Annotated in this window: 19 protein-coding genes; 6 read left to right on the forward strand and 13 right to left on the reverse strand. The window is 47.4% G+C overall.

The window, feature by feature from the left end; all coding sequences use genetic code 11:
* Positions 1 to 204: 204 nt before the first annotated feature.
* From QUA02_RS23240 to QUA02_RS23255, 4 genes are all read right to left on the reverse strand, one after another.
* Positions 205 to 909: a helix-hairpin-helix domain-containing protein gene (locus QUA02_RS23240; RefSeq protein WP_333031106.1), complete on the reverse strand. Its 705-nt coding sequence runs from the start codon at positions 907 to 909 to the stop codon at positions 205 to 207.
* 143 nt (positions 910 to 1,052) lie between these two features.
* Complete coding sequence (locus QUA02_RS23245) at positions 1,053 to 1,400, reverse strand: NINE protein (protein WP_333031108.1); 348 nt, start codon at positions 1,398 to 1,400, stop codon at positions 1,053 to 1,055.
* 95 nt (positions 1,401 to 1,495) lie between these two features.
* The gene (locus QUA02_RS23250) at positions 1,496 to 1,708 is read right to left on the reverse strand and encodes a hypothetical protein (RefSeq protein WP_333031110.1); all 213 of its coding nucleotides are present in this window, start codon (positions 1,706 to 1,708) and stop codon (positions 1,496 to 1,498) included.
* Positions 1,709 to 1,967: 259 nt separating this feature from the next.
* Positions 1,968 to 3,557, reverse strand: a complete 1,590-nt coding sequence (locus QUA02_RS23255; protein ID WP_333031112.1) for a CPBP family intramembrane glutamic endopeptidase — start codon at positions 3,555 to 3,557, stop codon at positions 1,968 to 1,970.
* 242 nt (positions 3,558 to 3,799) lie between these two features.
* Here QUA02_RS23255 and QUA02_RS23260 point away from each other — a divergent pair, with 242 nt between their 5' ends.
* The 3 genes from QUA02_RS23260 to QUA02_RS23270 all read left to right on the forward strand — a co-directional run bounded on the left by QUA02_RS23260 (position 3,800) and on the right by QUA02_RS23270 (position 7,796).
* Positions 3,800 to 5,161, forward strand: a complete 1,362-nt coding sequence (locus QUA02_RS23260; protein ID WP_333031114.1) for a histidine phosphatase family protein — start codon at positions 3,800 to 3,802, stop codon at positions 5,159 to 5,161.
* 365 nt (positions 5,162 to 5,526) lie between these two features.
* The gene (locus QUA02_RS23265) at positions 5,527 to 6,840 is read left to right on the forward strand and encodes a dihydroorotase (RefSeq protein WP_333031215.1); all 1,314 of its coding nucleotides are present in this window, start codon (positions 5,527 to 5,529) and stop codon (positions 6,838 to 6,840) included.
* Positions 6,841 to 7,040: 200 nt separating this feature from the next.
* The gene (locus QUA02_RS23270) at positions 7,041 to 7,796 is read left to right on the forward strand and encodes a 4'-phosphopantetheinyl transferase family protein (RefSeq protein ID WP_333031116.1); all 756 of its coding nucleotides are present in this window, start codon (positions 7,041 to 7,043) and stop codon (positions 7,794 to 7,796) included.
* Positions 7,797 to 8,272: 476 nt separating this feature from the next.
* Here QUA02_RS23270 and QUA02_RS23275 read toward each other — a convergent pair whose 3' ends face one another.
* The 5 genes from QUA02_RS23275 to QUA02_RS23295 form a co-directional block, all read right to left on the reverse strand.
* Positions 8,273 to 8,401, reverse strand: coding sequence for a hypothetical protein (locus tag QUA02_RS23275; RefSeq protein ID WP_333031117.1), 129 nt, complete (start codon positions 8,399 to 8,401; stop codon positions 8,273 to 8,275).
* A 41-nt stretch (positions 8,402 to 8,442) separates the two neighbouring features.
* On the reverse strand, positions 8,443 to 8,835 hold the full coding sequence (locus QUA02_RS23280) for a response regulator (RefSeq protein WP_333031119.1): 393 nt from the start codon (positions 8,833 to 8,835) through the stop codon (positions 8,443 to 8,445).
* Positions 8,836 to 8,857: 22 nt separating this feature from the next.
* Positions 8,858 to 11,611 (reverse strand): ATP-binding protein, encoded by a 2,754-nt coding sequence (locus QUA02_RS23285; protein ID WP_333031122.1) that lies wholly within the window; start codon positions 11,609 to 11,611, stop codon positions 8,858 to 8,860.
* A 566-nt stretch (positions 11,612 to 12,177) separates the two neighbouring features.
* A complete protein-coding gene (locus tag QUA02_RS23290; protein ID WP_333031125.1) occupies positions 12,178 to 12,918 on the reverse strand; it encodes a winged helix-turn-helix domain-containing protein in 741 nt (246 codons plus the stop codon).
* A gap of 136 nt (positions 12,919 to 13,054) precedes the next feature.
* A complete protein-coding gene (locus QUA02_RS23295; RefSeq protein WP_333031127.1) occupies positions 13,055 to 13,213 on the reverse strand; it encodes a hypothetical protein in 159 nt (52 codons plus the stop codon).
* Between the two features lie 264 nt (positions 13,214 to 13,477).
* Here QUA02_RS23295 and QUA02_RS23300 point away from each other — a divergent pair, with 264 nt between their 5' ends.
* Entirely contained in the window at positions 13,478 to 14,224 is a 747-nt protein-coding gene (locus tag QUA02_RS23300; RefSeq protein WP_333031130.1) for a creatininase family protein, read from the forward strand.
* 257 nt (positions 14,225 to 14,481) lie between these two features.
* On the opposite strand, the gene rpsF is transcribed toward QUA02_RS23300, so the two are convergent.
* Positions 14,482 to 14,820 (reverse strand): 30S ribosomal protein S6, encoded by a 339-nt coding sequence (rpsF, locus tag QUA02_RS23305; RefSeq protein ID WP_333031133.1) that lies wholly within the window; start codon positions 14,818 to 14,820, stop codon positions 14,482 to 14,484.
* A gap of 66 nt (positions 14,821 to 14,886) precedes the next feature.
* Here rpsF and QUA02_RS23310 point away from each other — a divergent pair, with 66 nt between their 5' ends.
* On the forward strand, positions 14,887 to 15,753 hold the full coding sequence (locus QUA02_RS23310) for a carbohydrate ABC transporter permease (RefSeq protein WP_333031137.1): 867 nt from the start codon (positions 14,887 to 14,889) through the stop codon (positions 15,751 to 15,753).
* A gap of 237 nt (positions 15,754 to 15,990) precedes the next feature.
* Positions 15,991 to 16,341, forward strand: coding sequence for a nuclear transport factor 2 family protein (locus QUA02_RS23315; protein WP_333031216.1), 351 nt, complete (start codon positions 15,991 to 15,993; stop codon positions 16,339 to 16,341).
* A 248-nt stretch (positions 16,342 to 16,589) separates the two neighbouring features.
* Here QUA02_RS23315 and QUA02_RS23320 read toward each other — a convergent pair whose 3' ends face one another.
* From QUA02_RS23320 to aroQ, 3 genes are all read right to left on the reverse strand, one after another.
* Complete coding sequence (locus QUA02_RS23320; RefSeq protein WP_333031139.1) at positions 16,590 to 19,142, reverse strand: HD family phosphohydrolase; 2,553 nt, start codon at positions 19,140 to 19,142, stop codon at positions 16,590 to 16,592.
* Positions 19,143 to 19,544: 402 nt separating this feature from the next.
* Positions 19,545 to 20,690, reverse strand: coding sequence for an ADP-ribosylglycohydrolase family protein (locus tag QUA02_RS23325; RefSeq protein ID WP_333031142.1), 1,146 nt, complete (start codon positions 20,688 to 20,690; stop codon positions 19,545 to 19,547).
* Between the two features lie 160 nt (positions 20,691 to 20,850).
* A complete protein-coding gene (aroQ, locus tag QUA02_RS23330; RefSeq protein ID WP_333031143.1) occupies positions 20,851 to 21,291 on the reverse strand; it encodes a type II 3-dehydroquinate dehydratase in 441 nt (146 codons plus the stop codon).
* Positions 21,292 to 21,329: the final 38 nt, after the last annotated feature.

Below are 21,329 nucleotides of genomic sequence, written 5' to 3' on the forward strand. Positions count from 1 at the left end.
ATCTACTGAGTATGCTTTCATTGGTATATTATTTTTAGTCAATTCTATTGTACCTCATAACATCCGGAAGTGCTGTAGTTGGGCGGGGGCGGGTTTACGAGACTATTAGTTTTAGGCAATTATTGTTTGTAAAACCCGCCCCTACAAAGCCCTCCTCGCATATTATTGTTTTTTTTGCTCTCTTTCTTACTTAATAACTCCCAATTAACAAATATGGCGGTATGAATCAAAAGGCAGTCCCGTCCGCCGCTTGACATCAACGACTGATTTGTATGCGCCTTTTCTCTGCCTTTCTATAACTATTTTTTCGGCAACAACCCGATCTAAACCGCTTTCGATCAACTCTTCCGGCGAAAGAATGTTTAACCGTTTCCAAGTAAACTGCGATTCTTTTTGATAATTGTAGCTGAAGCAAATCATCGGGGCGATGCGTCTGACGTGACTTTCGGGAACTCCGGCTATTTCTGACAACTCTTCGGCGTGGGTAAAAATGTAGCCTTCGTTTTGCAAAGATTCAATATCGTTAGCATAGACTATCGGCAAACCCAAGATTCTGACGATATCGTCTTTGGTACACTCGTTAATATCTATTTTGCCGCGCAGGGAAGCCAGTTCTTCGGCATTTGTCGCAGTTGCAGGAACCAGTAAACCTCTGGGTGCGGTTTTGATGAGATAGCGCTTTTTCAAACTAAAAGCAGTGACAATTTGAGCTATCCAAACAAGCGTGCCAAAATTAGCAGAAGAAGATAGTGCTAGTGCTGCTAAAGTAAGGCCAACACCCCATCCCATCCAACTGCGAATATTTGACTTTTGGCCTGCATAGGCGATCGCCAATCCGCCGAAGTAGGGAATAAAAGAATACCACACCCAGTTTGGAGTTTGACGCAGCCAGTATAAATCTTGAGACACTTTAGTTCTATCCTCGCTCGACTTTTATTTTACTCTTGTTTAAATCCCACCCTTTTCATAGTGGCTTTTCTTCTTCCTTCTTCCTTGCACCCGTTACATCCGTTAAATCCGTTACAAAATCAGTGGCCGAACTTCCTTCGCAATTACAATTCTCGCAGGAGTTTTTGGCGTTTTTCTTCATATTCTTCGGCCGTAATTGCGCCCATATCGTAAAGTCCTTTCAATTCTGCGATCGCCCCAGTTACATCTTTTGCCGCTCTGAGGACATAGCCAGACGGCAACATTCCGCCATTGTACTGTACCTGAAAAGCTTGTTCCGACATCAGCAGCAGACCGATAAAATCGAAAAATGCGATCAGTGACGGAATTAATGTCCAAGAAAATAGCAAGTATAATACCCCTGCTAAGTTGTTGCCCAAATAAAATTTGTGAACTCCGAAACCTCCTACAAAGAAAGCTAACACAACTGCTACGGTTTTATCTTTTACCATTTTTACTTTCCCCAGTTTTTTTATTTGAACTTCCGCGATCGACCTTTAACGATCGACCTTTAACGATCGAGCTAAGTAATCTTACTAATTTTTACTCATTTATTGGGGTTTTTGCGAAACTTAGACATCGCAAAATACAGCAGAACTATACCGACTTGAGCCTGTAGAATGACCAAGTAGCCTCTCAAGAAATAATTGAGTTCGCTGCCTGAATTGAGAGAAAATATTAAAAGGCCTAAGGCTGCGTAGGGTGCGAAACGCATCCAACTCGACGTTCCCTCTAACTTGCGGCTGTTCAAATTGCTCATTGGGGCGACCATCCACAAAAACCGGACAAGGTATTACTTCTATGTTAAAACAAGTTTTTCCGTTTAACTTCAAGATTTGCGAGTGAATTTCATATCAGGTGCGGCGGAATGATATAAAGGACACGGCAGTGCCGTTTCCCTACCGCGATCTATTGTAGGGAAACGGCACTGCCGTGTCCTGATTTCGGGTAAGAACTCGCCACTGCTCAAACTTGTGAAAAAAGCAAGATTAATTCACAATTATTAACAACCGCCCGAATTAACTCGCGCCGCCCAAAAGAAACAGACTCAGGAGAGTACCGCTGTTCCAAAGACTGTGGAGAAGCATGGGAGCGAGGAGATTGCGCGATCGCGTGTACACAAACCCCAAAACCGAACCCAAAGTCGCCAAAGGCAGAATCTCAGAAACACTCAAGTGAGCCACCGCAAACAAAAAAGCCGAAGCTGCGATCGCCCCGGAAACAGGCAAATAGCGAGTCAGAGAAGGCAGCAGAAAGCCCCGAAACACGATTTCCTCAAAAACCGGAGCGGCGATCGCAGCAGTGCCGAAAAACACCGCCAAAGCCACGTTGTCCCTACCTTCGAGAACGATCGGCAAAATCGGATTGCTGCCACCTTGTCCCTGCCACAATTGCTGATTGATCAGCGACACCAAAACTACCAAAGGCAAAGCAACAAAATAGCCGCCAAACCCCCACAAAAACCAATTTCCCCGCCAATTAATCCGAAACCAACCTTCAGGCAAAGGCAAAAACGACTTGACCGAAAAATACAGTACCGAAAGCCCCCCAGCCGACAGCAACAAATAAGTAGCAAAGATATAAAAAGCCTTGTCGCGCGGGTCAAAAGTAGCAGGATTGAGTTTTAAAACAGCCAGAGAAACTGGCAGCAACAAATAGGGAATCAAGATTTGCCCGACAAAGAAAAAGCCGACCACAAGCACCTGCCAAACAATCTCACCGTCCCAAGGCACATCCCAAGTCAAGCTCGCATTTCGCGCCAACAGCGGCCCGGAACCTGCTGTATCTAACTGCTTCCGCTGCAACAGCCACTGCACAGTCAAACCAACCAGCAAAACCGTGCCAATACACAGTGATATCGCCGGAACGCCAACAATAAGTGCCAACTTTTCTACAGCTTGCTCAGCCGTTGCTTGCTCTGCTGCTTGAAGCGCCGCCAGTTCTTTAGAACGTTCTTGCAGCTTGTAAAGTTGAGCGAGAGCGCGATAGCGAAACCAGCCATCCAAAGACTTTTGAATGCGCGGCTCGGCATCCGGCAGCAATTGAGCCGGATTGCTCCAAATTCCAGTTAAAACTTGAGCAGTTACCGCCGAAGCATCGTCATCAATTTTAGTTTTGTAACGCTCAACTAAATTTTTCCAAGTTTGGAGCGCCGCCTCAGTTTTACCGCTGCTTGCCTGCAAAATTCCTAAGCGCAAGTCAAGTTCGTTTAGCAGCACTGACTGTTGATTTGCCGACTCTGACAAAGCCTTTTCTTGAGCAAGTTTCAGATTATCATCTTCAGACTTGGAGGCGACGGCCGACTGAATTGCTTTAAATTGTGATTGAGTTGTTTCGAGAGTTTTGCGAGTCGAGTCTCGCGCTGCTTGATACTGCGTCAAAGCCGTATTTAAAGGATCTGCACCGACAATATTGTTGCGTGCCGAACTTAAATTAGCACTTTGATTATTTTCTCCTTGCCACTCCGAGGCGTGCAGCAGCAAGTTTGTCTGGTAGAGTTCCAGCCGGCTTTGAATTTGTGGCTGGTTCCAACTAGCAAGTAAAGATAAACCGACCAGGGCGATCGCGATCGCCGTTAAAATACCTAAAATCACCCGCTTCAATGTCATTCCTGCTTTTCCGTCCCGCGCGAATCTGTGGCTAAATCTTTTCCGTCTTTAATCATAGGTCGTTGCAGACGAGAGTATCCCGACAACTGGTAAAATTTCACTGGCTCATCTTTTTGACTCGCCTCAACAAGACTTACGCCACAAATCCTTGACCCGCCATGTATGGGTAAGGTGCGCACTGCGCACCCGCAGCGGGGTAGCAGGCTAAATCTAAAATCTAAAATCTAAAAATCTAAAATCGAATGACTCGCATTATCTTAGTCCGTCACGGCAAAAGCACCTACAATCAAGAGCGCCGCATCCAAGGCCGCCTCGATAAATCAATTTTGACAGAAGCAGGCCGCAGCGCCGCCCTGCAAGTAGGCGACACACTCAGCAGTATCGCCTTTGATGCCGCCTATACCAGTCCCCTGCAACGAGCCAAAGAAACAGCGGAAATCATCCTGTCGCGCTTGACAAATCCGCCACAACTCCAGCCAACTGATAATTTGATGGAAATCGATTTGCCTCTGTGGGAAGGAATGCTGCGCCAAGATGCGATCGACAAATTCCCCGAAGCATATCAGCAGTGGCAAAGACAGCCAGACAAATTTTCCATGAAACTGCCATCTGCTGACGGAGACATCGAACACTTCCCTGTATTGGCAATTTTTGCTAACGCCCGTCATTTTTGGCAAGAACTTTTATCGCGCCACCGGGACGGTACAATTCTAGTAGTAGGTCACAACGGAATCAACCGCGCTCTCATCGCCACCGCGTCGGAAATTACCCCGGATTACTATCAATCAATTCAACAGTCAAATTGCGGAATTAGCGTCATTAACTTTGGCACTTCCCCGATTACCACCGACGAGCAAACAGAGCCGAAACAGAAAATTGCAGTTCAATTAGAATCGCTAAATTTAACAGCCCATACCGGAGAAATTTTCCCAAAACCGAGGGACGGACACCGGGGGCCGCGCTTGTTGCTGGTGCGTCACGGCGAAACCGACTGGAATAAAGCAGGTAAATTTCAAGGGCAAATAGACGTGCCTCTCAACGATAACGGCCGCGAACAATCCCGGCGGGCGGCAGAATTTCTCAAGGACGTAAAATTAGATTTTGCAATCAGCAGTTCGATGCTGCGCCCGAAAGAAACTGCGGAAATAATTCTCAAATATCACGGCGGTTTGCAACTGGAACTGCGCGATGAGTTGAGGGAAATCAGCCACGGACTTTGGGAAGGAAAGTTTGAATCAGAAATAGAACAATCCTATCCGGGTTTGCTGGAAGAATGGAAAACATCTCCTGAAACGGTGCAAATGCCCGAAGGAGAGAATTTGCAGCACGTTTGGACTCGGGCGATCGCATCTTGGCGAGAAATAGTACAATCAGTTTCCGGTACTGGGATTGTCGTTGCTCACGATGCCATCAACAAAGCTATTCTCTGCCACCTGTTCAATTTAGAACCCGAACATTTCTGGAAGTTCAAACAAGGAAACGGAGCCGTTAGCGTCATAGATTATCCCCACGGCCCCGATGGTTTGCCGGTATTGCAGGCGATGAATGTGACAACTCATTTGAGCGGCGGCGTTTTTGACCAAACAGCCGCCGGAGCACTGTAATTAGTAAATTGCTCGGCGCGAACCCGTAGACGTATTACCGGTCTGCTGTTTGACGATTAGGCCTTCGAGCCCCGCTAGCCCCCCTTAAGAAGGGGGGAAAAGAACCCTTCTCAAAGTCCCCCTTTTTAAGGGGGATTTAGGGGGATCGAGACTCGTGTCAAAGCGAAATTTATCAAAGCTTTTAGGTTTAAGTTAACACCACTGCCAACCGCTACGAGTACCCGCCTGAAAAATGTTTGAATTTTTATAGCAACCGCGCCCGACGCTTAGGAAGTTCTTAACTCCTGAAACTAATGCGGTGGATTGCTTCTTCATTCTTCATTCTTCATTCTTCATTCTTCATTCTTCCTTCTTCCTTCTGTTATATGAGCCGCGAACTGCTACAAAATGTACGAGTGCTAGATCCAGTTTCAGGGAGCGATCGCATCGCTGATATTCTGATTGCTGAAGGTGATATCAAAGCAGTTGAAGAAAAAATTGCTGAGTTTCCCGCTGACACGGAAGTGCGGGATTGCCGGGGACTGATTTTGGGGCCGGGGTTAACTGATATCTACAGTCACAGCGGAGAACCGGGTTTTGAGGATCGAGAAACCCTGGAATCCTTGATGCAGGCTGCGGCGGCTGGGGGTTTTACGCGGGTGGCGATTTTGCCGGATACGTCGCCGCCTGTTGACAATTTGGCCGGTCTAGCTTTGTTGCAGCAACATATCCGCAATTTGTCGCCCGGGCTGCCCCGCTTGTATTTTTGGGGCGCCCTGACAGCGGGCCTTAAAGGGCAGCAGATGGCGGAGTTGGGCGAGCTGGCCTCCTCTGCGGTGGTGGGTTTTGCGGACGGTTTGCCGCTGTCTAATCCGGCTCTGGTGAGGCGTTTGCTGGAGTATATCAAGCCTTTGGGCAAGTCTGTGGCTTTGTGGCCGTGCGATCGAACTTTGGCAGGAAATGGCGCGGCGAGGGAGGGTGCGGTGTCGGTGCGCTTGGGTTTACCGGGAATTCCGGCGAGTGCGGAAACTTCGGCTTTGGCGGCAATTCTGGAGTTGGTGGCATCTGCGGGCACTCCGGTGCACATTATGCGCGTTTCTTGTGCCCGCAGCGTGGAATTGATTCGAGATGCGAAGGCGCGGGGTTTGCCGGTGACTGCGAGTGTGACTTGGATGCACTTGCTGTTGAATGTTGGGGCAATTTCAGGAAACTCTAAAGATTCCGGCGGGAAAAATGCTCTGACTGCTTTGTTTCCTTACGATCCGAATTTGCGTTTAGAACCGCCCTTGGGCAATCTCAGCGACCAATTAGCGCTGATTCAAGCTGTGAAAGATGGCGTAATTGATGCGATCGCGATCGACCACAACCCGCATACTTATGAGGAGAAAACCGTTGCTTTTGCTGATAGTCCGCCCGGGGCGATCGGCTTGGAATTAGCTTTGCCTTTGCTGTGGCACGGACTTGTAGAAACTGGCGAATTTTCGGCTTTGGAACTGTGGCGAGTTTTGAGTACGCGGCCGGCGGTTTGTCTCGGACAAATCCCCGCCACGGTTGCACCGGGTGTCTCTGCTGAGCTGATTTTGTTCGACCCGCAAATGAGTTGGACTGTTGATGGGCAAAGTCTGAAGTCGCGATCGGCAAATACGCCTTGGTTGGGACAGCAATTAGCGGGCAAGGTTGTGCAGACTTGGATTTATTGACAATCAAGCAATTTGGTCCCGGGCCCGGGGATTTATCAGTTCTAAAATCTAAAATCTAAAATCTAAAATCTAAAATCGATTGACCGTTGGAATTGGGATTTATTTAACGAACCGCGAAGGACGCGAAGGAAGAGAAAGAAGATCGAGAAGAAGATCGGTAATTTGGTACGTGGAAGCTTTGGATAAGGCCGGGTAAATATATGATTGCTGTCGTTCCTCCGTGGAATTCTCCACCGCAAAACCTGACCTTGGATCTGGCCGAAATTCATGTTTGGCGTGTCTCTCTGGCTCAAACAGAATCTTGCTTGCAGAGTTTACAACAGACTCTCTCTGCGGATGAGCGGACAAAAGCCGAGGGTTTTCGGTTTCCCAAAGGTCGATCGCAATTTATTGTGAGTCGCGGCGTCCTGAGAGCGATTCTGAGTCGCTATCTTAACATAAATTCTCACATTTTGCGCTTTGACTACAATCCTTACGGCAAACCCTCTCTCATCGCCGCCCAAGGTGGAAATACCCTGCGTTTCAATTTGTCTCACTCTCGAAACATGGCTCTAATTGCTATTACCAAAAATCGAGAGATTGGTGTCGATCTTGAAGGCATCAATCCAAATTTTCCTTATCTGGAGATTGCTGAAAAGTTTTTTTCACCCTTAGAAAGCTCTGTGCTGCGTTCGCTCCCGGATCATCTCCAACCCACAGCTTTTTTCACCTGCTGGACTCGCAAAGAAGCCTATATCAAGGCAGTTGGCAAAGGACTTTCTATTCCTTTAAATGGGTTTAATGTCACCCTCGCACCAGGAGAACCAGCAGCGCTGTTAAATGTTGAAGAAAACCCCGAAGAAGCATCGAGATGGTCTTTAATTGAATTAATTCCCAGTTCAGATATGGTGGCGGCTGTTGCGGTTGCAGGAGATTGCTGGAAACTTAATTGTTGGGAGTGGACAGGGGAGTTTTGAGTTATGGTTCGTATCATTTGCCAAGACAACCTCGGCTTCAACTCAACAGAAATGACTAAAAAAAATGCAACTCTAGGCAAGCTCCCAACCCATACAAAATCTAAAATATAAAATTTAAAATCTAAAATCCTATGAGACTGTTCTATTCTTTCGGATGCCGGACAATCGACGCTCATAAACCCGGTGAATCTGTGTATTTATTGTTACTAAAACCAAGATTGTTCCGATAAAGCGCGTTTCTCACATAGAGACTAAAGAAACCGGATTTTGAGTGAATATTAGGGACTAAATAAAATAATTATTGTTCTTATTCCAGATTGTGATTCATCGCTTCTTTGTCCCGCAATGTATTAAATAAAGTCCGAGCGACTTTTGGGCAATATTACCTGGAGTTCCTGACAGCGTTGCAGATAATTTTGTGCCACCCGATCCAGGGGATTCTTTCGCACGCAATCAGCAAACAGTATCCGAGATAATTAAAGGGATTTCATACCGTTTTTGAGCAATTCAGCAATTAACTCTATGGCATCTTTACCTCCTTCGGCAATTTCAATCCGATAAGTATTGCCTAAAACCTCTTTTAATTCACTTTTAAGACTTTTCAAAATAGTTTTTTCATCGTCAACGCAAATAATGACTTATTTGGTCATAGCGATAAGGCCGTTTTAATGGTTTCGATCAGCTCTGATTCCGACCAAGGTTTCTGCAAACACCGATGGAGGTTGGCTTGGTCAAAAGCCCTGTTCACGGCCTCTTCATCGGCTTGACCTGTCAGCATAATCTTTACTATGTTCGGGAATTTTTGATGAACGCGAATCAGAAATTCATCTCCTTTCATTCCTGGCATTAACCAATCCGATACAATCAAGATAATAGAAACTTCGCCGTAATTTAATTCATCAATTAACTCTAAAGCCTCGGCGGGGTTTTCTGCTAGCTCATAAGCATAAGCATTCCCAAAGGCTGATTTTAGTTGGGTTTTGAGGCTTTTCAAAACTACTTTTTCGTCGTCAACACACAGGATGATTGGTTTAGACATTTTTGCTGGATTAACTAATTGTTTAGGGGAGATTGACAGGCAGAACAACCGTAAAGGTAGTTTGGCCGGGAACCGATTCAACTTCTATTTTGCCGTGATGTTTGTCAACTATCTTTCTGACTATATCGAGGCCCAGACCGCTGCCTTCTCCGGGGGGTTTAGTTGTGAAGAAGGGAGCGAATATTTTGGGCATGACTTCTGGAGGAATTCCTTTGCCGCTATCCGTAACGCCGACTTTGATATAGTTGCCTTCCTGAACGATATCTAGAGTTAATGTGCCTTTATTGTCCATCGCTTGCAGGGCGTTGTGAATTAGATTTGTCCATACCTGATTCAGTTGGTCTACATAGCACATCACGGGGGGTATTTTTTGGAAATTGCGGATCACTTCTACGCCGTGTCTGAGGTTATTTTGATACAGGGTGAGTACGGTTTCTATGCCTTCAGTTATATTAGATTGAACCATCGTTTCTGATGAGTCGTAACGGGCATAAGTTTTCAGGGCAAAGACGACTTTAGAAGCGCGATCTGCTGCGGTATTAATTGTTTGGGTTCCTCGCTGGATTTCTGAGAGTTTGTAAGCCATTTCTAAGATGCGATCGCGATCGACGTTTTGCAGCATAGATAGAAAGTCGTCGGCCTCGTAAATCCCCATATCCACCAAGGTGTCGGCGATATCATCCGCTTCGTCAATGTCTTCGCCTTCGAGTTGACTAATTAAAGCCCGCTTTAACTTCCTTTCTTCTTTCGCTGTTAAAGTCATATCTTTTTGTAGCGAGCGATACAGCAATTCGCCGAATTTTTCCGATTCTGCCGGGGAAAGCGACTGAAAAAGTGAGGGTAAGTTGGTGAGAGTTTGGCCCAAAAATTTAGTCATATTTCCAGCACTCGATCGGATCGCACCCAGCGGAGTATTCAATTCGTGAGCAACTCCGGCTACTAATTGACCTAAAGCTGCCATTTTTTCCGATTGAATCAGCTCTTCCTGAGTGGTTTGCAGGTTTTCTAATGCTGTTTTGAGTTCTTGGGTTCTTTCGGCGACTTGGAATTCGAGAGTGCGGTTGTATTCCGCTACCAATTTTTCGGCTTGTTTGCGTTGAGTGATGTCCGCAAAAGCTGCGATCGCATAACTCACATTTCCTTTGTCATCATAGATAGGCGTTCCCCAAACCTCGATCGGAATAATCCTGTCAGGCTGGCGAATTTCCATATCGTCAACGTTAACGCTAGCCCCTTTAAAAGCATTGATAATTGGATCTTTTTCGGCGGGATAAATTTCGTTGCTACCTGCCAGATAAATTCGATAAGTCTCGCGAATTTCCTCAGAAGTATTAGCGACTATACCTTTACCTAATAAATCCTGGGCGCGAGAATTAACATAGTAAGGTTTGCCGCTAGAATCGGCGACAAATATCCCGACCGGAACCGCTTCTAAAATTTGGTTTAGCCGGCTTTCACTCTCAGACAATTCGGCATTTAAAGCTTGCATTTCTGTGAAGGATACTTGCAGTTGCGCCGCCATACTATTAAATGAATTCGCAAGTTCCCCGACTTCATCATCGCGGTTAACCGTTACACTTTTCCCCCATTCACCTTTAGCAATATTTTTCGCAGCATCATTCAAAAATAAAATCGGTTTTGTCACCCACCTCGCCGTGACAACACCGACAATTATTGCCGCGATCGAAGCAGCAGCGCACAGCAAAATTGTCGCCCGATTGTTGGCATTAATTTGTGCCATGAAATCTGCTTCGGGAACAACCACTACAATCAACCAATCCAATCCTTTATCATCTTGCCAAGGCAGAACTTGTAAAAATTGTTTTTTACCCTCAACATCAAATTCTAGTGACTGCGAAGTTTTCAGAGATTGGAAGTCCTTAAAATTGGCGGCTAAATATTGAGCCGTGGTTTTGGTGAAAGTATTTTTACTGTCAATTGCTTTAACTCGTTCGGCTCCGTAGTCTTTTTTTACGGCGTGAAACGGTCTTTCTCCTGTCGAAGTTGCGACTAACAGTCCCGAACGCTCGATAATAAAAACTTGTCCAGTTTTGCCGATTTTCAAGCTTTGCAAAAACTTGCCAATGGTGGATAAATTAATATTAGTTAGCAGCACGCCTTGCAATTTTCCTTGTCGGTCGTAGAAAGGCATAGATGCGCCGAGATAAGCAGTAATGCCGGCCGTATTGGGATAAATCTCGCTCCAGGTGGGTTTGCCAGCAGCTACCGCAGCTTTGTACCACGGGCGAGTCCGCGGGTCGAAATTAGTTTTGTTGTTTAATAATGCGCCGATTTCGCCGGATTTATTGGTAGTATAGGTGCGAAAATCATAGTTACTTGCTGCTGTCGATACCCTCAAAGTCAGCGAGCCGTTGTCGAGCCTTTCTGCCCCCAAGTTGTCTCTTTGTTCTAAACCTAAACCCGTAAAAGTGAGCGTGTCAAATATCTGAAGCTGCCGCCAAAAATGACGCTGTAAAACAAGTAAATCTTGCAGGTTCAGGGTACCGAGTTCGATCGCCGCAGCATTGATCTGGTTTACCTGATGGGGTACAGTCAGGTAAGTACCCAGATTTTGTTCGACGCGGCTGCCTACTTCTGCCATCAGTCGATCGGCAATTTCATTGACTGCCTTTTGTCCGTTTTTAAATGAGAGATATCCTACCAGTCCCACCGCCGCGAAAATTTGCAAGACGAAGGGAACTATCAGAACTGTTCGCAGGGTGCAGGAGCGAGAAGTTTTGGCAGCGAAGCTACCAGCAGATTTAGTTCTGTTCATAATGAGAATCCTCGATTGTCATATCTTTGCGCGTTCCATTCACTGCTTGACAGTCATAAATCAACCATGATTTAATGACTCAGTAGCGCCCGATTCATCAAACGGCACGTATCCTAAAGGCACTTATGCTGAAGCCAGGAGGCAGGAGGCACTTATGCTGAAAGCAGGTTTCGATCCAACTCCTTGATACAATCCTTCGCCTGAGCCCTAACCTTTTTTTAACACAAGCCGCTGGAGCTAATCTTCAGGTGGGCGATGCCACCGTACATAGGGCTTGCTGAAAAAGTCTGCTGAGCGAATAAGCTCGCGCCACACAGCTATAAAAATCGTAGGTTCGTCGCTTATTTCTCAAATTTACCCAGCGACTTCCCGCGAAAGTGCAAGGGTTTTGAGCCTCGCTTATGTTATAATTTGCACTTGCTCGGTCAAAAAAAGATTAAAATCTTTATCTGGCCTGCTTTCTGATTTTATTCAGCCAGCCCTACACATACAAATAAGGACACAACATTGTTGTGTCCCTACGTCAATTCGACTGCAACTTGCAACCCTACAACTAATCTAAAAATTTAACCAAATCGATAGCCGAACCCACGTACCGTAATGATATATTCCGGTTGGCCCGGATCGATTTCCAACTTTTCGCGCAGCCAGCGGATGTGAACGTCAACTGTTTTGCTGTCTCCAATAAAATCTTGACCCCAAATTTTTTCCAGCAACTGATCGCGAGACCAAACTCGCCGGGGATTGCTCATAAATAGTTCTAGTAAGCGAAACTGTTTAGGAGAAAATTTCACTTCTATGCCACGAACTAACACGCGGCACTCTTCAGGATACAGAGTTATGCTCTTATATTGCAGCATCACCGGTTGCGGTAACTGACCGAGGCGCTGGCGCCGCATCAGCGCCCGACAGCGAGCGATAAACTCTCGCATTCCAAAAGGCTTGGTCAGATAATCATCCGATCCGGCTTCTAGATAAAAAGCGCAATTGTTGGCACTTCCTCTAGCACCGACAATCAAAATAGGTACGGGATTTCCTTGATGCCGTAACATTCGACACAGATCCAAACCGTTGATTGAATCCATAATTAACAGGTTAAAGGCAAATTCACCGTGGTATGACGAGGAAGCCTGCACAGAAGGCAGAGCGTTGCGCCCGTCGCTAGTAACCACCACCTCATAGCCCTGTTCTTTAAGGGCTAAAGCTAGCATTTCCCGCAACAGGTCTTCACCTTCCAATAACAAGATGCGGCCGGCTTGTACAACAGCCGGCCTTGAAGGACTTTCGCTTAATTCAGCAGAAGACATAAATATCAGTGGGAGTTATGTTTGTATGTGGCTAGCGCGGGAGTGTCTTCTTCAGTAGCTGAGGCACTCTCGCGCTGCGAGCGTTTTTACGACGATCGCCAGAAAGTTCGTTAGCGAAGCCTTCGAAGAGGATCGCTTATAATCCTTCGCCAGTCCATCCAACAGATACGCGCTCGACTGTTTCTACTTGCTCGTGCAAAAAATACAGCCGTAGAGCAGTTGCCGGAGCAGCGCTGTCTGCCCGAGTCCAGGCGTCAGAAGCCCGGTCATTTTTAGGGGTTGGTGTTAATTTCATAAAACATTGCCCGCTCTTAATTGACCAGGTAACACCCAATCTCTAGGGAGATGTTTGTTATGTTACTCTTAAAAGGTTATCAGAAGGTAAAGTTTTGGTAATCAAGTGGTTAAATTATTAACGTTAAGTAATATAACTGTAAAGTTGCGATCGCACTGTAGAGCTTTGTTTAACAATACAATAATAAGTTTGCCCAAACTCCTTTTTCTTCGCCTGCCGGCTACGATCGACGATAGCAAGTAAAAATTCTGTAAACTGCCTATAATGTTGCTGCATTTGAGTACCTGGCCGGAGGTAGAAGCTTATCTAGAGAGCTCCCGAGGCATAATTATCCCGATCGGCTCCACCGAACAGCACGGGCCCACCGGCTTGATCGGGACTGACGCTATTGCTGCTGAGGCGATCGCCCGCAGTGTCGGCGAAGCAGCTAATGCCTTAGTCGGCCCGACAATTAATGTAGGCATGGCCTTGCACCATACCAGCTTTCCCGGCAGCATCAGCCTCCGACCGCCGACGCTAATACTCGTAATCAGAGATTATATCACATCTTTAGCAAAAGCAGGATTTGTGAAATATTTCTTCATCAACGGTCACGGCGGCAACATTGCCACGATGAAAGCAGCATTTTCCGAGACTTACGCGCATTTGTCGGACTTAAATCTACCGAATTGCGATCGAATCCAGTGTCAAATCGGCAACTGGTTCATGTGCGGTTCAGTCTACAAACTCGCCAAAGAATTGTACGGAAACCAAGAAGGTTCCCACGCCACCCCCAGCGAAATCGCCTTAACCCAGTACCTTTATCCAGAAGCCATCAAGCAAGCACCGCTTTCGGAGGAAGTTGCTTCCGGGTACAAAATTTACAGTGCTGCTGACTTCCGGCGCCGATTTCCCGATGGGAGAATGGGTTCAAATCCAGCTTTAGCAACTCCCGAACACGGCCAGCAATTTCACGAATTAGCAGTCAAAGAATTGACTAATAATTATTTGGAATTTTTGAACTCAGATTAAGGTTTTTTCGGCTCGTAATATCAATTCCGGTAGCATCGGAATTGATATTACCCGAGATCGGGACACGGCAGTGCCGTTTCCCTACAATTAATCTGGCGCGCAAGAAACGGCACTGCCGTTTCCTCGCTTGTCATTCCGGCCCAGCCGGAATTGAGATAACCCGAAATCAGGACACGGCAGTAAATCAGGACACGGCAGTGCCGTTTCCCTACAATTAATCTGGCGCGCAAGAAACGGCACTGCCGTTTCCTCTCGTTTTAGGCCGCTTCGGCTTCCGCTTCTGCTTCCGCTTCCGGTGCATCTGGCACATCTTGCTTGATCGTCAAATAGCGAATCACTTCTTCGCTCAGACGCATCGCGCGCTCCATCGGAAAAATTGCAGCGCCGGGAGCTGTATAGTTCATTTGAACGTATACTCCGTCGCGGTGCTTGCCGATTTCGTAAGCCAAACGGCGCTTGCCGCGGTGCTGAGTTTCGATATTTTCAGCACCTTGCTCGCGCAAAATTGTTTGATATTTGGCGATCGCCTGGTCTGTCATTTCCTCACCCAAATCAGGGCGCAGAATGTACATTGTTTCGTAAATAAACGGTTTCATGGCAATAATCCCCTTATGGACAACAAGGCTTCTCGCGAAGCAAGGACTTATCATCATATCCCAATAATGAACAATCTCAAAACTAAAAAACCAAATTCCTCAAACCGCAGTCCTTCGCGGTGGAGCACGCTGTGGATATATGGGATGATGAGTGCGATCGGACTTTTAATGCTGTTTCCCCTGCTGTGGCTGCTCAGCACCTCCCTCAAATCCCCCAGCGAAAACATCTTTCAATTTCCCCCGCAACTGTGGCCGCAACAGCCAACCCTCGAAAACTTCATCAAAGTTTGGCAAACCAACCCATTCGGCCGCTACCTGTTCAACAGCACCTTGATTGCGGGCCTCACAGTTAGCATCAACGTCCTGTTTTGCGCCCTCGCCGCTTACCCCTTAGCCAGACTCAACTTTCGCGGCCGAGAAGCTATTTTAATTGCGATCGTTTCCACAATCATGATTCCCTTCCAAATCGTGATGATTCCGCTGTACATATTGACAGTACAGCTCGGATTAAAAAATAGTTATTTAGGCGTAATCTTTCCCGGATTAGCATCAGCTTTCGGCATATTTTTATTGCGGCAAGCATTCCTCGCAGTTCCCAAAGAACTAGAAGAAGCCGCCCGCATCGACGGCTGCACAGAATTAGGCATTTGGTGGCACGTGATGATTCCGGCAATTAAGCCGGCTTTAGTCACTTTAGGAATTTTTGTATTTATCGGTTCTTGGAGCGATTTTCTGTGGCCGCTGCTAGTTTTAGACAGGCCGGAATATTACACGTTACCTTTAGGTGTCGCCAATTTAGCCGGGACATTTTCTTTAGATTGGCGTTTAGTTGCGGCGGGTTCGATTATTTCTATTGTTCCAGTTTTAGGACTGTTTTTACTGTTGCAAAAATACATTGTGCCGACCGAAACAGCCGCCGGAGTCAAGGGATAATATCGACCTCAAAAATCTGCGTTAATCCGCGTCGATCTGCGGTTAAAAATTTCCATCTTTTCGACCCAAAACTCACAAAATTTATTTGCCGTGTACGAACTGCCAGACATCCGCTGGATTGTTGACCGCGCTGCGGTCATAGATACTATCATCGGTTTTGCAAATGCGTTCGATGCCAAAGACTGGCAAAAAGTGCGTTAGCGAAGCCCTCGAAGAGGATCGTACCTAGCCGACGAAATAGATATCGACTATTCGGAATTCAGGGGTGAAACTCCCCGACGAGTAACCGCAGAAGAATACATAAAACAGCGCGTCGAAGGCCTTGCGGGTTTGCGAACGCTGCACGTCAGCACGAATCACGAAGTAACTATTAATAATAATACTGCCGAATGCAAGTCTGTCTATCAAATTTATCGACTTGACCCGACTCGCGAATCGGGACAGAATCGGTTGGATACAGCAGGAAACTATTTTCACTCCTTGATTCAAACAGACGGACTGTGGCTAATCGCAGGAATCAAGCAAACTGTGGTGATTGTCAGCGGCAATCCTCAAGTGCATGGCGCATTGCGCGGTACATCGCAATAAAATCAGGACTGAGCTCATATCAATTCCGGTTGCATCGGAATTAATATTACCCGAAATCAGGACACGGCAGTGCCGTGTCCCTACAATCTATCTGGCGCGCAAGAAACGGCACTGCCGTGTCCTCTATATCATTCCGGCGCAGCCGGAATTGATATCATGTCCGGTTAATCAGTTATCATTTGAGTGCGAGCGAGACGCTCGCACTCGCAAATAAATATAAGCAATCGCTTTTAAAATCTAAAACCCCTCTACCTGGGAGTGAAAACAGCACTAGGATAAGCAATCCGCTTGTGATTGAACTGTTCCCAAACCCGCACAAAAATCTCGGCAATTAGAGACATATCCTCTCTAGTCAAACCCGAATCGAGCAATTGATTGTCCTGCCAGCGAGCCCTCAAAATCCGATTAACCATATTCAAAGCCTCTTCATGAGTAGCATCCTTGAGCGATCGCAAAGCAGCCTCGCAAGAATCCGCCAACATCAGAATTCCCGTTTCCCGCGACTGCGGAATCGGCCCGTCGTAGCGAAAATCCTCCTCCCTCACTGCCCGACTTTCGATTGTTAACTTTGAATTATCCGCATCTGCCAAAGCAATCTTTAAATCTTCTGGTTCTTTTGCAGCAATTTGCTGCGCTTGGTGGTAGAAATAAGCAATTAACATTGTACCTTGGTGCTCGGGAATAAATGCCTGAATCGCCTTCGGCAATCGATGCTTCCGCGCCATCACCAACCCCTCGGTAACGTGCTTTTTAATCAAATCGGCGCTCGCCCAAGGGTCATTAATTACATCGTGTTTGTTGCCTCCGCCCATTTGATTTTCACAAAATCCGAGCGGGTCGTGCATTTTTCCAATATCGTGGTACAATGTGCCAGCTCTGACCAGCTCAACATTGCAGCCGAGCTCCCGGGCCGCAGCCTCCGCCAAACTAGCCACAAACAGGGTGTGCTGAAAAGTTCCCGGAACCTCGGCAGCCAACTTCTTCAACAGCGGGCGATTGGGATTGGCAAGTTCCGCCAGCCGGATTGGGGTGATCAAGTCAAAAACGTGTTCCAAATAAGGGCTGATGCCGATCGCCACAACGCTCCAAGCCAAACCGGCCAAACTTTGCGCGCCCACCGTACCGAGAACCACATACCAAATCGCACCGGCAGCCGCGCTGGCGATCAGAGTCCCCACCAGATACACCATGCCCTGAGTCAAGCCGACACCGACGCCCAAAAGAGCCAACTCCTCGCGCGATCGCAGCCGCCCGGCCATAAAAGCACCCAGCAATCCCCCCGCCGCGCTAGCCACCAAATGAATCAACTCCACATCCAAGCCAACGGGCAGCAGCGCCGACAGCAGCCCCACCACAGTCACTCCCACCGCCGAACCGTAGAAGCCGCCGGCCAAAATCCCGATCGCGGGCAAAGTCGTCCAAGGCAGCCCCAAACTCACCAGCACCGGCGCGCTCAAAGTCAGCAGCAGCAACAGCAAATGATCTCTCCGGCGCAAGCGGTAGTGCCTTTCCACCAGCAGTACGATCGCAATTGCCCCGCCCACTAAACAAACAAAACCCGTCAGCCCCAGCCAATTCACCCCCCGCCGGCTCAAACCAAAATAGTCCAGCAACACGAAATCTTGCGGCGCGATTTCTTTTCCTTCTGCAACAATTATGTCGCCCTGCTCTACTGCGATCGTCACCGGTTTCACCTTTTGCGCCGCCAATTCAGCTAGCTGTTTGGTTTCCTCGGGATCTCTCACCAGATTTGGCTGCAAAATCGCACTTAAACCCTCAACCGCCAAAGCTTGGGACTCTAACGGCACTACAGACGCCACTTGCAGTTTCACAGCTTCTTTCAAAACCTCTTTCGGCAACCCCTGGGGGATACCTTGAGCCAGCATCATTTTTGCCGCCCGGCTCATACCCGTTTGGGTTTTCTGCCAAGCTGCATCCTCTAAGTCAAACAGCGAAGTATCGTAAATCACTCCGACTCCAGAAACCGAAGGTTTAAGGAGCGCCTCCACAGCATTGAGATAGCGCCGGCGAGCCTCGTCTATACTGTCTGTGAGGCTTTGGAACTCTGATGAAGAAACCGATCGGCTGTAAGCTTGCAGTTGAGCGATAGCATCCTGCTGAGACTTGTTATCCGTCGGTGCAGCACTTGCGGGGGAATCCAAGCTCAACTGCTCGGAAGTTGCACTGTTGTCCCGCGCTTGCGCCAAAATCGATCGCCACTCCCACTCAGGACAGCCCCGCAAGTAAACCTGAGCCGCATTTGAGAGCGCCGAGGGACTCGCAAACGGAAACGGGCCTACCGCCCCCCGCAGCTCGCTTCCCTGCTGCAAAAATTCTTGCAATTCTCGATCGATTTGTCGATCGACCGTACGATCGAGCATTAATATCGCTACAGCGCCGCTCCGCGCTGCTTTCCGCTGTTCTTCAGTAGTTTTGTAATCGGGGATGCTAGCACTAGCAGGAGCCTTTATCGTCTGAGGAGCTTTCGTCCCCACATCCAGTTTCGGCTGGTTGTAGAAGCGGTGGCCCAGAGTGCTGCTGAGGGAAATTACGGCGACGATGGCCAATACAGGGGAACGAGCTTGATTTTTGAGGCTTGATTTGGAGGTTTTAGTTCTAAATCTAATAAAAGTCTCGGGTAGAACCCATTTCTTGGCCGACAAACGGCTCAGGAGAGGTTCACAAGGGCGATCGGGATCTGAAGAGCTGCCGCCATTTTGCACTTTAGCAATATGTTGGCGCAGCGAGCGCGCAGCCCCTAGCTGCTCAATCTGTCGCATCAATGAGGAGAGCGTATTCATTTGTGTCGAAGGTATATCACTGTTATCCAGCAGCTTTGTCAGAATTTCTGACTGTGCATCTTGATTGAGTTTATCCGAACTACCGTGGCTGAATATTCAACCCCCCAGGCTACTTTGTCTGACTATCGCCTGCATTTGGGTTTGCTGACTTCCGCTGTCCATTTTTAACAGAACTCGCGCGCTGCGGCTAAAAACCCCGTTTCTCCGTAGATTCCTCGTTTTCCAACCCAATATTCTCGTAGAAACAGGGTTTTTTGAGGGAAGCACGTCAGAGTGAATTTTTTAGTTTTTAATATTTAATTGTCGCTCTCCTTCCGCTTTCGCTTTTGACTTGTTAATTGCTAATTGCTAATTTCTCATTGCTAATTTATGGTTTCCCCTCCCTGTTCAAAGCTCAAAAATTTATATTTTACGAGGTCTAATAACATAAGGTGCAGCCACCGCTCGGGCCAGCGCTGCCGAATCCAGGCCGGCATCGGGGTTGTAAACTCCTGCCCAAACAGCAAACAGGTTATTTGCTAACTCCACAATTTTTGCATCGCTGCCCGTTCGCCAGACCGAGGGTTCTGGGCCCTCGGCTAGCGGTCGCGATTCAACCGCCGAAGATAGCTGTCGCCATTCTACAGGAATCGCAGCAGCGCCGTTGTAGGCTCCAGACAAAGCTCCCGTCAAAGCGCAGGTGAGTTGTCCGGCTATGCCGCAGCGAGCGGCCCGCACCACTGACAAGCGCAAGTCTTCTGGGGTGTTCAAGAAGCAGTAGAAAGCTAGGGCAATGGGAATAAAACTTTCAGGGTTGACAATTGACTTTGTTTGTGATTTTTTATTGCCCTCGCCCTGTTTTTCTCGCAAAGCTGTGGCGCTTTTGCACAGGTGAGTTGTGGCTGTTTCTAAATCGGCTCCCTGTTCTAGTAATATTTGTACTTGCAGCAGCAATTCTGTTAAGGCATTATCTGTTTTCACGTAAGAAATTGTTTGTTCGATCGCTGTCGCGGGGTCAAGTCTTTGTTTGAGCGATCGGGCGATCGCATATCCTACTGCTAAAATTGCTGTCTCCCATTCTGGCTTGTTTGCGTTGGGCCAAACCTCTATCGCCAGCATGATTTTTTCTCGCAGCTTGGCTTTATTTTCGTGAAAAAACATCGCAGCAGGCAGCGCAGCAATGGCAGCTTCACAAGGGTTAAGCAGGATTTGAAACTCCCTGCTGCGCGGATGATAGATTTCGGAAGTGGCAAATGCTTCCCAAGTATCGCGCCAATCTTTTAAATCTAAACCGCTACACCGAATTAAACTTTGAGCGCACGCCACCGCAAGTATCCCGCATTCGGATGAGTGTTTGCCAGTTGGGATTTTGCTGTTGGGAGAATTCAACGCCAAGGTTGCCCCGCTCCGGGTTAATAGTTGGTGTTTCGTCAGTTGTAAAATCGGCTGAAAGTCTTCTGTTTGGGGGGAAATACCCACGAGTTGCCTCTGGTATTGCAGGCCGAGCGAGTCTCCTAAAACTGCCCCCAGTATGGTTCCTTGAAACTTGCTCAACAGGGAATGCCGCATTTGAATTTAATTCAAGTTGTTAGTAATTGGTAATTTATAATTCTTCCTGGTTTTCTTCTTTGCCTAACTCTTGTGATTAATTTGAGTTCAACCCAAACATATAAGGGCTGGTTTTCCATCTAAAACCCGCCCTCATCCGATCGCAAAAATCGGTGAATTTTTAATTTTTAATCAGATAACTAACTAGAGCTTGCAGCCCCAGCCGGTAACTTTCCGAGCCAAAACCGCTGATTTGTCCGATCGCCACCGCTGCTATAAACGAGTGGTGCCGAAAAGCTTCCCGGCGGTAAATATTGCTCAGATGAACTTCCACCGCAGGGATATTCACTGCGGCGATCGCGTCTCTAATTGCCACACTCGTATGAGTATAAGCTCCAGCATTAATCAACAAGCCTTGGTGCTGCCCTAACATCGAGTGAATTGCATCCACCAAAACCCCTTCGTGATTCGACTGCTGAATTGAGACTTTCACCTGGAGGGCTTGCGCTTCTCGTTCTAGCAACTCGTTAATATCATTTAAAGTCGCAGAACCATAAACTCCAGGTTCTCGCTGACCCAATAGATTCAGATTAGGGCCGTGAAGTACCAGGATATTTAACAATTTTTAAAATTCCATCGCAACAAAATTTTTGAGAGTTT

It is taken from the genome of Microcoleus pseudofavosus SVA1_A4, assembly GCF_036700565.1.
Lineage (GTDB): Bacteria > Cyanobacteriota > Cyanobacteriia > Cyanobacteriales > Microcoleaceae > Microcoleus.